Source organism: Streptomyces sp. A012304, assembly GCF_026008495.1.
Lineage (GTDB): Bacteria > Actinomycetota > Actinomycetes > Streptomycetales > Streptomycetaceae > Streptomyces.
The window spans coordinates 1-13,939 of the sequence record NZ_BQUN01000117.1 but is presented as its reverse complement, the minus strand read 5'-3'; the positions used below and the strand labels follow the sequence as shown (position 1 = coordinate 13,939).

Annotated in this window: 11 protein-coding genes and 1 tRNA gene; 7 read left to right on the top strand and 5 right to left on the bottom strand. The window is 73.8% G+C overall.

Going from position 1 to position 13,939, the window contains the following annotated elements; genetic code table 11:
- Nucleotides 1-1,788 (top strand): ATP-dependent RecD-like DNA helicase (locus ALMP_RS31580; protein WP_264934638.1); only part of this gene is annotated, 1,788 nt, incomplete at its 5' end.
- A gap of 97 nt (nucleotides 1,789-1,885) precedes the next feature.
- Here the strand turns inward: ALMP_RS31580 and ALMP_RS31575 are convergent.
- A complete protein-coding gene (locus tag ALMP_RS31575; RefSeq protein ID WP_264934637.1) occupies nucleotides 1,886-2,587 on the bottom strand; it encodes a hypothetical protein in 702 nt (233 codons plus the stop codon).
- A gap of 47 nt (nucleotides 2,588-2,634) precedes the next feature.
- Here ALMP_RS31575 and ALMP_RS31570 point away from each other — a divergent pair, with 47 nt between their 5' ends.
- Entirely contained in the window at nucleotides 2,635-2,823 is a 189-nt protein-coding gene (locus ALMP_RS31570) for a DUF5703 family protein (protein ID WP_189936891.1), read from the top strand.
- Nucleotides 2,824-2,947: 124 nt separating this feature from the next.
- Here the strand turns inward: ALMP_RS31570 and ALMP_RS44230 are convergent, their stop codons facing one another.
- The 3 genes from ALMP_RS44230 to ALMP_RS31540 form a co-directional block, all read right to left on the bottom strand.
- Nucleotides 2,948-4,252, bottom strand: coding sequence for a chaplin (locus ALMP_RS44230; RefSeq protein WP_309299561.1), 1,305 nt, complete (start codon nucleotides 4,250-4,252; stop codon nucleotides 2,948-2,950).
- Nucleotides 4,253-4,459: 207 nt separating this feature from the next.
- Nucleotides 4,460-4,693 carry a chaplin ChpH gene (gene chpH, locus ALMP_RS31545; RefSeq protein ID WP_264934633.1) on the bottom strand — a complete coding sequence of 78 codons (234 nt, stop codon included), beginning with the start codon at nucleotides 4,691-4,693 and terminating at the stop codon, nucleotides 4,460-4,462.
- Between the two features lie 159 nt (nucleotides 4,694-4,852).
- Complete coding sequence (locus ALMP_RS31540) at nucleotides 4,853-6,181, bottom strand: M20/M25/M40 family metallo-hydrolase (RefSeq protein ID WP_264934631.1); 1,329 nt, start codon at nucleotides 6,179-6,181, stop codon at nucleotides 4,853-4,855.
- A 213-nt stretch (nucleotides 6,182-6,394) separates the two neighbouring features.
- On the opposite strand from ALMP_RS31540, the gene ALMP_RS31535 reads away from it, so the two are divergent.
- The 4 genes from ALMP_RS31535 (at nucleotide 6,395) to ALMP_RS31520 (ending at nucleotide 12,437) form a co-directional block, all read left to right on the top strand.
- A tRNA-Leu gene (locus ALMP_RS31535) sits at nucleotides 6,395-6,479 on the top strand.
- Between the two features lie 271 nt (nucleotides 6,480-6,750).
- Nucleotides 6,751-10,599, top strand: a complete 3,849-nt coding sequence (locus ALMP_RS31530; protein ID WP_264934629.1) for a Pls/PosA family non-ribosomal peptide synthetase — start codon at nucleotides 6,751-6,753, stop codon at nucleotides 10,597-10,599.
- Nucleotides 10,600-10,673: 74 nt separating this feature from the next.
- A complete protein-coding gene (locus ALMP_RS31525) occupies nucleotides 10,674-12,017 on the top strand; it encodes a M1 family metallopeptidase (protein ID WP_264934627.1) in 1,344 nt (447 codons plus the stop codon).
- A gap of 48 nt (nucleotides 12,018-12,065) precedes the next feature.
- Nucleotides 12,066-12,437, top strand: a complete 372-nt coding sequence (locus ALMP_RS31520) for a YchJ family protein (RefSeq protein ID WP_264934625.1) — start codon at nucleotides 12,066-12,068, stop codon at nucleotides 12,435-12,437.
- 86 nt (nucleotides 12,438-12,523) lie between these two features.
- Here the strand turns inward: ALMP_RS31520 and ALMP_RS31515 are convergent, their stop codons facing one another.
- Nucleotides 12,524-13,225 (bottom strand): FadR/GntR family transcriptional regulator, encoded by a 702-nt coding sequence (locus ALMP_RS31515; protein WP_264934623.1) that lies wholly within the window; start codon nucleotides 13,223-13,225, stop codon nucleotides 12,524-12,526.
- Between the two features lie 146 nt (nucleotides 13,226-13,371).
- Here ALMP_RS31515 and ALMP_RS31510 point away from each other — a divergent pair, with 146 nt between their 5' ends.
- Entirely contained in the window at nucleotides 13,372-13,890 is a 519-nt protein-coding gene (locus tag ALMP_RS31510; protein ID WP_264934621.1) for a gluconokinase, read from the top strand.
- Nucleotides 13,891-13,939 lie beyond the last annotated feature (49 nt).

The following is a 13,939-nucleotide window of genomic DNA, read 5'->3' as shown; positions in this document are numbered from 1 at the left end:
CCCCCCCGGCCGCGGCCCGAGCCCGCTGCCGCCGCGCCGGCGGCGCCCGCCGCGCACACCGTCGAGGCCGTGCGCCGCGCGCTGGCCGGCGGCGGCGCCCCCGAGGCGCTGGCGCCGCAGGTCGCCACGGCCCTCGGGGAGGGCGCCGGGGATCTTCTGGCCGAGGACCCCTGGCAGTTGCTGCGCGTTCCCGGCGTGCGGCCCGAGCAGGCCGACGGCTTCGCGCGGGCGCTGCTGGGCGCGCGGTGCGCACCGGACGACGAGCGGCGGGGCCGCGCGGTGACGGTGTGGCTGCTGGAGCAGGCCGCCGTCGCCGGGCACACGGCCCTGGACCTCCCGGCGTTGACGACCGCGCTGGCCCAGCGCGGTGTGCCGGACGCGGACGCGGCGGTGCAGAGCACCCTCGCCGAGGGCGAGGCGCTCGCCTTCCAGGACGCCCTGGAGGAGCCCGGCGCCGCCGGAGCCACGCAGAACAGCGAGAGCACCGGGAGCGCCGAGGACACGGAAGAGGCAGGCCCGGTCCGGGTCCTGATCGGTCTGGAGCGGTACGCGCTCGCGGAGGAGAGCCTCGCCGACGGACTGGCCCGCCTGGTCAACTCGCTCTCCAAGGAGGCCGCCCCGGCGTGGGAGACGACCGCGTCCGGCAGCGCCGCCGAGCTGGTCCGCGTGGTCGCGGGGCACGGCCTGGTGCTGCACACCGGCGGCGAGGCCGCCCGCGCCGAACCGGCGGCCCTGCTCACCACCGCCCGGGCCGCCGGCCTGCGCGCCGTCGCGGCCTGCCACACGCCGGACGGCCGGCGCCGGTTCGCCGCCCTCCTGGACGACGCCGACGGCGCCGTCGTCACCCTCCCCGGTCTGCTGGCCGGCGCCGAGGGGCCCGGCCGGGACGCCGACGGGGCGCTGGACCTGGACCTGCTGATCGTCCTGGACGCTCCCCAACTCGACGTGGAGACCGCCGCGATGGTGGTGGAGTCGCTGCCGGACGGGGCGCGGCTGGTGCTGAGCGGCGACCCGGCGCTGCTGTGGTCGGCGGGCCCCGGCCGGGTCTTCGCGGACCTGCTCGCCGCGCGTGTGTGCCCGCAGATCGCCTCCCGGACGCCCGACCCGGGGCCGCTCGGCGAGCTGGTCTCCGGGGTCGGTGCCGGGGAGCTGAACCAGGTGGACGCGCCCGGCAAGGAGATCGTGATCGTGCCGGTGCGGGACGCGGGCGAGGCCGTGCACCGGACCGTGCAGCTCGTCGCGGACTCGGTGCCGAGGGCCTTCGGCATCGCCGTCGAGCAGACGGTGGTGATCACGCCGGGCCATGGCGGCGCGGCCGGCACCCGCGCGCTGAACGCCGCGCTGAAGGAGCGCCTCAATCCCGGCCCCGGCCGCTTCGGCGGCTTCGACGCCGGTGACCTGGTCGCCTACTCCCCCGCGCCGGGCCGTACGCTGCCGGGCCGGGTGGTGGGGGCGGACGCGGACGGGCTGCACCTGTCCTGCGCCGGCGGCCCCGTCGTCGTGCCGAGGGAGCGGGTGGAGCAGTCCGTGCGGCACGGGTGGGCGCTGACCGCGCACCAGGCGGTGGGCGGCCGTTGGCCCGCGGCGGTCGTGGTGCTGCCCGGTGACGCCGCGCAGGCGCTCTCCCGTCCCTGGGTCTACACGGCCTTCGGCCGGGCCGAGCGCCATCTGTCGGTGGTGCACGGCGTCGAGCAGGCGCTGCCCAGAGCGGTCGCCGAGGTCCCGGCCCGGCCCCGCACCACCCGCCTCGCCCCCTTGCTGCGCGCCCAGGTGCCGACGGCGGGCTGACCGCCGGAAAACACCGCGGCGGTGGTGCGGAAGGGGGTCCCGCACCCCTTCCGCACCACCGCCGTCCTGGCCCCGGTGGGCCCTGTCGCCGGGAGACCTAGCGATCGGCGTCGAGCGGCTCCAGGTCCTCGTCCTCCTCCAGCCCGACCACCTCGACGTCCGCGAGGTCGTCGTCCTCGTCGTCCTCGTCGAGGTCGTCGTCGAAGACCGCGCTCACGTCGAAGCGGCAGACCACCCGCTGCGGGTCGAGCGGTTCGAAGGGCGCCTCCAGCCACTCGCCCGGCTCGGCCGGTTCGTCGGCGGCCAGCACCCAGAGCGTGGAGTCGCCCTCCTCCAGGCCGAACTCCTTGTGCCGGGAGGCGATCTCGTCCGGTTCGAACTCGCCGAACAACAGGCCCAGCGCCCCGTGGACGGTGCCGGAGGCCTGCCTGTCCGTGCCCGCCTCGTACTCCGCCGCCTCGACCCGCTGGGCCTGCGCCAGCAGCCGCTGGGGCTCCACCACGGCGTAGTCGCGGCGGATGAGCACGCTGAGCGCGTTGGGTTCCTCGGGGCCCGCGTACGGCGGCAACGAGTCCTCCCCGCCGGGGATCTCGAAGGGGGTGACCTCGTCGTAGCGGTCGTAGAGCAGCTCGTCGTACGCCTCGGCGGCCGCGGCCAGCTGGTTGAAGGCCTCGTAGACGGCCGGGTCGTCCTCGCCCGTCCTGCGTTCGACCGCGGCCAGGTGGCGGTCGAGCGCGGTCTTGACCGCCTCGGCGGCGGCACGTACCTCGGCAGCGGTGGGCTGCGCAGCATCAGACATAGTGCAGACGCTATCCGTACCGGGCCCCAGCCCGCACAATAGATGCGATGCCGGAATACGAATTTGTCGACGTGTACGTGCCGCGCGGGGTCTCCCGCAAGGAGGCGACGCGTCTGCTGACCGACCACGCCGAGTACGGAAACTGGGAGTTGCACCGTCTGAGCCTGCTGCGGGACGGCAGCCGCAGGGTGCGGTTGCGCCGGCGGATCATCCGTCAGGTGCGGGCCACGTGGTGAGCGCGGAACGACGGAAACGACGGAAACGACGCAAGGCGACGAAGAACGCGACCATGACGAAAACGGAGCGGGCCCCGCTGTGGCGGGGCCCGCTCCGTCGTGTCTGCGGGGCCGGGACGTGCCGTTACATGGAGGCGCGCGCCTTGCGGTAGAGCACCGCGCCGGCGAGCAGCGCGCCCGCGCCGACCGGCAGGGTGAGACCCAGCGGCAGTTCGCTGCCGGTGTTCGCGAGCTGCGCCGAGGAGGAGGAGCCGGCGGGCCGGTGGTCGGTGGAGGCCCCGGCCGGCGTCATACGCTCCGGCGTGGACGGCGCGCCCTCGGGGCCGGACGGGCCGGAGTCACCCGGCCTGTCCGGGCCCTGGTCGCCGGGGCCCTGGTTGCCGGGGTCGCCGGGGTTGCTCGGACCCTGGTCGCCCGGGCCCTGGTCGCCGGGGTTGCCGGGGTTGCCCGGGCCCTGGTTGCCGGGGTCGCCCGGGTTCTCCTGCTCACCGCCGGGAGGGGTGCCGTGGTTCTGGCCGGGACCGCTGTCGTTGGTGCAGGAGTTGCCCACCGCCGGGTTGAGGATCCCGACGACGTCGACGCTGTTGCCGCAGACGTTCACCGGCACGTGGACGGGCGCCTGGACCGTGTTGCCGGACGCGACGCCGGGCGAGTGGGAGGAGTGACCGTCGGCCTGTGCGCCCCCGGAGCCGCTGTTCGCGCCAGAGCCGCCGGTGCTGGAACCGCCCCCGGCGCTGTCGCCGCCGTTACCGCCCTGGTTGGTGCAGGAGTTGCCCGCCGCCGGGTTGAGGATCCCGACGACGTCGACGGTGTTGCCGCAGACGTTCACCGGCACGTGGACGGGCGCCTGGACGTGGTTGCCGGACGCGACGCCGGGCGAGTGGGAGGAGTGACCATCGGCCTGTGCGCCCCCGGAGCCGCTGTTCGCGCCGGAGCCCCCGGTGCCGGAACCGCCCCCGGCGCTGTCGCCGCCGTTACCGCCCTGGTTGGTGCAGGAGTTGCCCACCGCCGGGTTGAGGGCGCCGACGACGTCGACGCTGTTGCCGCAGACGTTCACCGGCACGTGGACGGGCGCCTGGACGTGGTTGCCGGACGCGACGCCGGGCGAGTGGGAGGAGTGACCGTCGGCCTGTGCGCCCCCGGAGCCGCTGTTCGCGCCGGAGCCCCCGGCGCTGTCGCCGCCACCGCTCTGGTTGGTGCAGGAGTTGCCCGCCGCCGGGTTGAGGATCCCGACGACGTCGACGGTGTTGCCGCAGACGTTGACCGGCACGTGCACCGGGGCCTGGACCGTGTTGCCGGACGCGACGCCCGGGGAGTGGGAGGCGGACCCGTTCGCTGCGGAGTCGGCGTGGGCGTAGCCGCCGGCGGCGGCGATCACCCCCGTCGCCGCCATCACGGTCATAAGGCCTTTACGGGTGACCTGACGCATTGCTGAATCCCTGCTTTCGATCTCGTCCCGAAATCGCGAGCGCCATTCCGGTGGCGCGAGCAATTCGGGCCTTTCGACTTCTTCGGCTTTTCCTTCGGCTTTCGCGCGAAGACGACATGAAGAGTTGAGAAAAAGACCGGTCGGCCCCGGAGCGCATGGCGCGCGCTCCGGGGCCGACGGTGTGGGCGACCCCTCAGCGGGTCGATGTCACTTGTTGATGCAGACGTTGCCGAAGGCGGGGTTCAGCAGCCCGATCACCGAGATCGTGTTGCCGCAGGCGTTCACGGGGACGTGCACCGGGACCTGGACCGTGTTGCCGGACACGACACCCGGGGAGTACACGGCGGCACTCTGGGCACCCGCGTCGGCGACAGCCAGGCCCGCGCCCGCGAGAACCAGCCCACCAGTGGCAGCCGCGACAGCGACGACCTTCTTGATCATTATTCCTCCTTGTTGGCAATGCGATCCCAAGTAGCGGATCACATCATCAGTAACGAGGGGGAATTAATGAGGCTACGCGCTTATCGGCGCATTCACTCTTCTCAGTCACTTCCGCACAGGCGCACGATTAAGGAAGCCGCCCGAGCCGCCGCCGGGGGATCAGGACGCGTCGATGAAGCGGTCGAGCACCCGGACCCCGAACTTCAGCCCGTCCACCGGCACCCGCTCGTCGACGCCGTGGAACATCCCGGCGAAGTCCAGCTCCGGCGGCAGCTTCAGCGGGGCGAAGCCGAAGCCGCGGATGCCGAGGTCGTCGAAGGACTTGGCGTCGGTCCCGCCGGAGAGCATGTAGGGGATCGCCTTGGCGGTCGGGTCCTCGGCGAGCAGCGCGGACTGCATGGCCTCCACCAGCGCCCCGTCGAAGGAGGTCTCCAGGGCCTTGTCGGAGTGCACGTCCTCGCGGCGCACCTTCGGGCCGAGGATCCGGTCGAGGTCGGCGAGGAACTCCTCCTCGTGGCCCGGCAGGAAGCGCCCGTCGACGTGCGCGGTGGCCTCGCCCGGGATGACGTTGACCTTGTAGCCGGCGCCGAGCTGGGTCGGGTTGGCGGTGTTGCGCAGGGTCGCGCCGATGAGCTTGGCGATGCCGCCGAGGCGGGCCAGGGTCGCCTCCATGTCCTCCGCGTCCAGTTCGACGCCGAGCGCGTCGCCCAGCTCGTCGAGGAAGGCCCGGGTCGTCTTGGTGACGCGCACGGGGAAGGTGTGCCGGCCGAGGCGGGCGACGGCCTCGGACAGCTCGGTGATCGCGTTGTCCCGGTGGATCATCGAGCCGTGCCCGGCGGTGCCGGCCACGGTCAGCTTCATCCAGTGCATGCCCTTCTCGGCCGTCTGGATCATGTAGAGCCGGCGCTGCTCGCTGACGGTGAAGGAGAAGCCGCCCACCTCGCTGATCGCCTCGGTGACGCCCTCGAACAGCTCGGGATGCCGGTCCACCAGGTAGCGGGCGCCGTAGGTGCCGCCCGCCTCCTCGTCGGCGAGGAACGCGAGCACGATGTCGCGCGGGGGCCTGCGCCCGGAGCGCAGCCGGTCGCGGACGACCGCGAGGGTCATCGCGTCCATGTCCTTCATGTCGACGGCGCCACGGCCCCACACACAGCCGTCGGCGACCTCGCCGGAGAAGGGGTGGTGGGTCCAGTCGACCGCGTTGGCCGGGACGACGTCGGTGTGGCCGTGGATGAGCAGCGCGGGCCGCGACGGGTCCTCGCCTTCGATGCGGGCCACGGTGGAGGCGCGCCCCGGGTGCGATTCGAAGATCCGCGGCTCGAGCCCCACCTCGGCGAGCTTCTCGGCGACGTACTCGGCCGCCTTGCGCTCGCCCGGACCCGAGTGGTCGCCGTAGTTGCTGGTGTCGATCCGGATCAGCTCGCGGCAGAGGTCCACGACCTCGTCCTCGCCGGTGACGCCCCTGGCCGTGTCGTCCGTCGCGCTCACGCTGGTTCCTCCCGCTGTCACTGCTGGTGGTCGCTGGTGGTCCCCCTCATCCTCCCTCTCCCCCGGGCCGCCGCCCAAGACCGGTCCCGGCCCGTCACACGCCGTTCACGCCGGACGCGCCGGCCGGCCCGCCACCCGTGATCGGGGCACTCTCGAAAGCCTGGTAATGTTTACGACGTCGCCGCGAGGGAAACCCCGCACGACAGACACCTTGTCCGGGTGGCGGAATGGCAGACGCGCTAGCTTGAGGTGCTAGTGCCCTTTATCGGGCGTGGGGGTTCAAGTCCCCCCTCGGACACTTGAGATGAGCGAGGGTCGCGACCACGGGTCGCGGCCCTCGCTCGTTGTGTGGGGCATCTCTCTCCGCCCTGAAGATCACCAGGTCACGGGCCCTCTCCGCGTTCCCGGCACCCCCGAACGGCCTCCTCCGGCTGGCCGTTCCCAGGGCGCGAACCTAGCGTCGTACTAAAATTTCCGGCTTGTTACGGAGCTGGAGCCGGACAACCCCAGGCAGACCTGCGGGCCCGCCAGCGCCCCGGAGGCTTCCGGGATCGAGACGCGAGGACCCGATGGCAGCCATACACGAGAGCGGCGCTCTCGGCCTGCTCGACGACGACATCCGCGAACCGTTCGGCGACACCGCCCGCTTCTCCGGTGGCCGTGCCGCCGCCCCGCGCACGCTCGTCGACGTCTTCGACGCGTCCGTGCGCTCGTATCCGGACGAGCCGGCCCTGGACGACGGCACGACCGCGCTGACCTACCGGGCGCTGGCCGTGGAGGTGGAGCGGCTGCGGCGGAGGCTGGCCGCCGCGGGGGTCGGGCTCGGGGACCGGGTGGGGATCCGGGTGCCGTCCGGGACCAACGAGCTGTACGTCGCCGTCCTCGCCGTGCTGGCCGCGGGGGCGGCCTATGTGCCCGTGGACGCCGAGGACCCCGACGAGCGGGCCGAGCTGGTGTTCGGGGAGGCGGAGGTGCGGGCCGTCGTCGGGGCGGGGCACGAGCTGACCGTGCACGGCCGCTGCGAGGTCCCGGCCGCCCGGCCCGGTGTCGAGCACGACGCGTGGATCATCTTCACCTCCGGCTCCACCGGCAGGCCCAAGGGCGTCGCCGTCAGTCACCGCAGCGCCGCCGCCTTCGTGGACGCGGAGGCCGCGCTGTTCCTCACCGAGGAGCCGATCGGGCCCGGCGACCGGGTGATGGCCGGCCTGTCGGTGGCCTTCGACGCCTCCTGCGAGGAGATGTGGCTGGCGTGGCGGTACGGCGCCTGTCTGGTGCCGGTGCCGCGCGCACAGGTCAGGAGCGGTGCCGACCTCGGGCCCTGGCTGGTGGAGCAGGAGATCACCGTCGTCTCGACGGTGCCGACGCTGGCCGCCCTGTGGGAGCCGGAGACCCTCAACGACGTACGGCTGCTGATCTTCGGCGGGGAGGCGTGTCCGCCCGAGCTGGCGCAGCGGCTGGTGACCGAGGGGCGGGAGGTCTGGAACACGTACGGGCCGACCGAGGCGACCGTCGTGGCGTGTGCCGCCCTGATGAACGGTGCGGAGCCGATCCGGATCGGGCTGCCGCTGCGGGGCTGGGAGCTGGCCGTCGTCGACGAGGCCGGGGAGCCGGTGCCGATGGGCGGCAGCGGACAGCTGGTGATCGGGGGCGTGGGGCTCGCGCGGTACCTCGACGCCGAGAAGGACGCGGAGAAGTACGCGCCGCTCGAGTCGCTGGGCTGGGAGCGGGCGTACCGCAGTGGCGACCTGGTCCGGGCGGAGCCCGAGGGGCTGGTGTTCCTGGGGCGGGCCGACGAGCAGATCAAGCTCGGCGGGCGGCGCATCGAACTCGGTGAGGTCGACGCCGCCCTCCAGGCGCTGCCGGGTGTCGCGGGCGCCGCCGCCGCCGTGCGGACCGCCCGCAGTGGCAACCAGTTGCTCGTCGGCTATGTCGTCACCCAGGACGGCTGGGACCAGGCGGCGGCCGTCGAGCGGCTGCGGGCCGAGCTGCCCGCCGCGCTCGTGCCGCTGCTCGCGCCGGTCGGCGACCTGCCGACGCGCACCTCCGGCAAGGTCGACCGCAACGCCCTGCCGTGGCCCCTCGAAGGGGTCGAGGCACCCGCGGCCCAGCTGTACGGCACCGAGGCGTGGCTCGCCGAGCAGTGGACGGAGGTGCTGGGCATCCCCGTCACCGGCGCCGGCGACGACTTCTTCGCGATCGGCGGCGGCAGTCTGGCCGCCGCCCAGCTCACCACGCGGCTGCGCACCCGCTACCCGAGCGCGGCCGTCCTGGACGTCTACCAGCAGCCGACCCTGCGCGAGCTGGCCCGGCGGCTGGAGGAGTCGGCGCAGGACGACGGTGCCCGGCGCACGATCGAGCCCGTGCCCAGGCGCGCGCAGGCCGTGCAGCTCCTGGTGCTGCTGCCCCTGTTCACACTGCTCGGCCTGCGCTGGACGGTCGTGCTGGCCGCGCTGGGCAACGTCCTGCCCGCCTACGGCTGGCTGCCGACCGCGCCCTGGTGGCTGGTGATCGCCGCGGCCCTGCTGTTCTTCAGCCCGCCCGGGCGGCTCGCGCTCGGCGCGGGCGGGGCGCGGCTGCTGCTGCGGGGCGTGCGGCCGGGGCGGTACCCGCGCGGGAGCGGGGTGCATCTGCGGCTGTGGGCGGCGGAGCGGCTGGCCGAGGTCAGCGGGGCGACCTCGCTGACCGGTTCGTGGCTGGAGCGGTACGCGCGGGCGCTGGGCGCCAAGGTCGGCCCGGACGTGGATCTGCACGCGCTGCCGCCGGTCACCGGGATGCTCAAGCTGGGGCGGGGCGCGGCCGTGGAGTCCGAGGTGGACCTGTCCGGCTGGTGGCTGGACGGGGACCGGCTGGAGATCGGACCGGTCAAGGTCGGCGCGCACGCCGTCGTCGGCACGCGCAGCGTGCTCTTCCCCGGCGCCCGGGTGGGCAAGCGGGCCGAGGTGGCGCCCGGCTCGGCCGTCACCGGCCAGATCCCGACCGGGCAGCGCTGGGCGGGCGCGCCCGCGGTCAAGCTCGGCAAGGCCAAGCGCGCCTGGCCCCGGGAACGGCCGGGGCGGGGCCTCGTCTGGCGGGCGATGTACGGCGTCTCCGGTGCCGGGCTCACGCTGCTGCCGGTGCTGTCGGCGGGGGCCGCGCTCCTCGTGGCGTACGCGCTGGTCGATCCGGACGCGCCGGTGCGCGGGGCCGTGCTCGCGCTGGTTCCGGCCACTCTCGCCTACGGGCTCGCGTACGCGATGCTGCTGCTGGCCGCCGTGCGGCTGCTGAGCCTCGGGCTGCGGGAGGGGACGTACCCCACCCACAGCCGGTCGGGGTGGCAGGCCTGGACGGTGACGCAGTTGATGGACCGCTCGCGCGAGACGCTGTTCCCGCTGTACGCCGGGCTGGTCACGCCGGTGTGGCTGCGGCTGCTGGGGATGCGGATCGGGCGGGGTGCCGAGGTGTCCACCGTGCTGGCGCTGCCGAGCCTGACCACGGTCGGCGAGGGCGCGTTCCTGGCCGACGACACGCTGACCGCGCCGTACGAGCTGGGCGGTGGCTGGATGCGGATCGGGCGGGCGGAGATCGGGCGGCGGGCGTTCCTCGGGAACTCGGGGATGACCGCGCCGGGGCGGTCCGTACCGGACGGCGGGCTGGTCGGGGTGTTGTCGGCGACGCCGAAGAAGGCGAAGAAGGGCAGCTCCTACCTGGGGCTGCCGCCGGTCAGGCTGCCGCGGGCGGCGGCCGACGGCGACCGGAGCCGGACGTACGAGCCGCCGGCGCGGCTGCTGTGGGCGCGTGGGCTGGTGGAGCTGTGCCGGATCGTGCCGGTGTTCTGCTCGGCGGGGCTGGCGGTGCTGACGGTGGCGGCGCTGTGCGCGCTGGGGCCGTGGGCGCCGCCGCTGTCCGGGGTGGTGCTGCTCGCGGCGGGCGGCGCGGCGGCGGTGCTGTCCGTCGTGGCGAAGTGGCTGCTCGTGGGGCGGCACCGCGGTGGGGAGCATCCGCTGTGGAGTTCGTTCGTGTGGCGCAACGAGCTGGCGGACACGTTCGTCGAGGTGGTGGCCGTGCCGTGGCTGGCGGGCGGGGCGGCGGGGACGCCGCTGATGACGGCGTGGCTGCGCGGGCTCGGGGCGCGCATCGGCCGGGGCGTGTGGGTGGAGAGCTACTGGCTGCCGGAGACGGACCTGGTGACGCTCGAGGACGGGGCCACGGTCAACCGGGGCTGCGTGCTGCAGACTCACCTCTTCCACGACCGGATCTTGCGGACGGATACTGTGGTCCTCCGTGAGGGTGCCACGCTGGGCCCTGGCGGGATCGTGCTGCCCGGCAGCACGATCGGGGCCCGTACGACGCTGGGTCCCGCGTCGCTCGTGATGGCCGCGGAGTCCGTTCCGGACGACACCCGTTGGCTCGGAAACCCGATCGAGGCATGGCGTCCGTGAACGCCGGCCACTCGGACCAGGTGGGCGGCACACCGGCGGGGAGTGGCGGCACGGCGCAGGGAGCGGACGCGGCAGTGGCAGTTCAGCAGTCAGGGGGGTCGGACCCGTACTTCCCGGCCAACGGCGATCCCCGCTACCGGGTGCACCGCTACGAACTCGCGCTGGACTACCGCCCCGGGCCCAACCGGCTGTCCGGCACGGCCCGGATCTACGCCATCGCGGGGCACGCCGCGCTCACCGAGTTCCAGCTGAACCTGGCCGACTTCAGGATCGGCCGGGTCCGGGTGGACGGGCGGCAGCCGCACTACACGCACCGCGGCGGCCGGCTGCGGGTGCGGCCGGCCAAGCCGGTGCGGGCGGGCGCCGCGTTCACCGTGGAGGTGCACTGGTCGGGCAATCCCCGGCCGGTCAACAGCCCGTGGGGCGGGATCGGCTGGGAGGAGCTGGCGGACGGAGCGCTGGTGGCGAGCCAGCCGGTCGGGGCGCCGTCCTGGTACCCGTGCAACGACCGCCCGGCGGACAAGGCGTCCTACCTGCTGTCGGTGACCACGCCGTCGGCGTACGCGGTGGTGGCGGGCGGGCGGCTGCTGACCCGTGCCACGAAGGCCTCGACGACGACCTGGGTGTACGAGCAGTCCGCGCCGACGTCGAGCTATCTCGTCGGGCTGGCGATCGGCAAGTACCAGACGGTGCTGCTGGGCGACCCCGGGCCGGGCGGGGTGCCGCAGCACGGGCACATCCCGGCGCATCTGCTGCCCCGTTTCTCCCGGGACTTCGCCCGGCAGCCCGCGATGATGGAACTGTTCCAGGAGCTGTTCGGGCCCTACCCGTTCGACGAGTACGCGGTCGTGGTGACCGAGGAGGAGCTCGATGTCCCCGTCGAGGCCCAGGGGTTGTCGCTGTTCGGCGCCAACCACGTGGACGGTGCGCGGGGTTCGGAGCGGCTCGTCGCGCACGAGCTGGCCCACCAGTGGTTCGGCAACAGTGTCTCCATCGCCGACTGGCGGCACATCTGGCTGAACGAGGGGCTCGCGAAGTACGCGGAGTGGCTGTGGTCGGAGCGGTCGGGCGGGCGCGGTGCCCAGCAACTCGCCGCCTCCGCGCACCGGTTGCTGTCGTCCCTGCCGCAGGACCTGAGGCTCGCGGACCCGGGCCGCAAGTCGATGTTCGACGACCGGCTCTACGAGCGCGGTGGGCTCGCCGTGCACGCGGTGCGCTGCGCGCTGGGCGACGACGCGTTCTTCCGCATGCTGCGCGGCTGGGCGAGCCTGCACCGGGGCGGGGCGGTGACGACGTCGGCCTTCGCGGCCCATGTCGCGCGGTTCGCGACGGAGCCGGTGGAGGAACTGTTCGAGGCGTGGGTGCACGGGACGGCGCTGCCGCCGCTGCCCCGGGCCGGGACGCGGACGGCCGTCTAGGCCGACGCCGGGATGATCCGAACGACAGGGGCTAGCACAATGGCGGCCATGACCACCCGTTCCTGCCCGTGCGGGCTGCCCGCGCCGTACGCGGAGTGCTGCGGCCGCTTCCACACCGGGGCCGCCGCGCCCACCGCCGAGGCGCTCATGCGGTCGCGGTACAGCGCCTTCGTGAAGGGCGACACGGCGTATCTGCTGCGGACCTGGCACCCGCGGACCCGGCCCGGGCGGCTCGACCTGGATCCGGGGACGCGGTGGACCGGGCTGGAGATCCTGGACACGGTCGGCGGATCGGCGTTCCACACCACCGGGGTCGTGGAGTTCCGCGCCTCCTACCGGGGCGGCGCGCTGCGCGAGCGCAGCCGGTTCGAGCGGGTCGACGGGGCGTGGGTGTATGTGGACGGGGAGTTCCCGGCGTAGCGGCCGGGGCGTTCCCGCCGTGGCAGCGGGACACCACGGACGGACCCGAGCCCGTCCGCGGGGGTTCCCCCGTAAGGCGCCCCGGTTCAGGGCGCCAGGATGTCCAGTTCCTGGAGGGCGCCGACGGTGATCTCCCGGGTCAGTCGCTCCGCGCGGTCCGCGTCGCCCGCGCGGACCGCCTCGGCGACCTGGACGTGCAGGGTGACGGCGGCCGGGTCGGGGTCCTCGAACATCACCTCGTGATGGGTACGGCCGGCCAGGACCTCGGCGACGACGTCCCCGAGGCGGGCGAACATCTCGTTGCCGGACGCGGTGAGGATCACCCGGTGGAAGGCGACGTCGTGGACGAGGTACTCCTCCAGCTTGTGGCCGCGTGAGTTGGCCACCATGCCGAGCGCGCACTCGGTCAGCTCGGCGCACTGCCCGGCCGTGGCGTGCTTGGCGGCCAGTCCCGCCGCGACCGGTTCGACCGCCGAGCGCAGGACGGTGAGCGAGCGCAGCTGGTGCGGGCGGTCGGCGCCCTCCAGCCGCCAGCGGATGACCTGGGGGTCGTAGACGTTCCACTCGGCCTTGGGGCGCACCGTCACGCCCACCCGGCGGCGGGACTCGACGAGGTGCATGGACTCCAGGACGCGGACCGCCTCGCGCATCACGGAGCGTGAGACGTCGAAGCGCTGTGCGAGCTCGTCGGTGCGCAGGACGCTGCCCGGCGGGTACTCGCCCGCGGTGATCGCGGGGCCCAGGGTGTCCAGTACATGGCCGTGCAGACCCCGGCCCGGAGTGGTCATGCACTCAGCGTACGGGGTGGATCACCCGATCAAATAGTCAGACTTATTTGTCACAGAGCCTTGAATTCGTCGTATGTATGCGTTTCAGTTGCGTCGGCGTCTTCGGGCGTCGCGTGTCGACGAGGACAGCAGACAGTGAGGCAGCGATGAGTACCCCCCATGTCGTCGTGGTCATGGGCGTCGCGGGCACCGGCAAGACCACCATCGGTCCCCTGCTCGCGGCCCGGCTCGGCGTTCCGTACGCCGAGGGCGACGACTTCCACCCGCAGGCCAACATCGCCAAGATGTCGGCCGGCACCCCGCTCACCGACGAGGACCGGTGGCCCTGGCTGGACGCCATCGGCACCTGGGCGCGGGGGCGGGCCGGGCTCGGTGGGGTGGTCAGCTGCTCGGCGCTGAAGCGGTCCTACCGGGACCGGCTGCGGGCGGCCGCGCCGGAGGTGGTGTTCGTGCACCTCGCGGGCGATCGCGCGCTGATCGAGGACCGGATGGCGCACCGGCAGGGGCACTTCATGCCGACCGCGCTGCTCGACTCCCAGTTCGCCACGCTCCAGCCGCTCCAGGAGGACGAGGCGGGCGTCGTGGTGGACGTGTCGGGCAGCCCCGAGGACATCACCGGACGGGCCACGGCCGCCCTGGCGGCGCTTCCCGGGCCGACCGCCTGACCCGGGCCCCTCCCCCGGTCGCCCCCTTCCCCCTTCCCCCTCCCCCCTT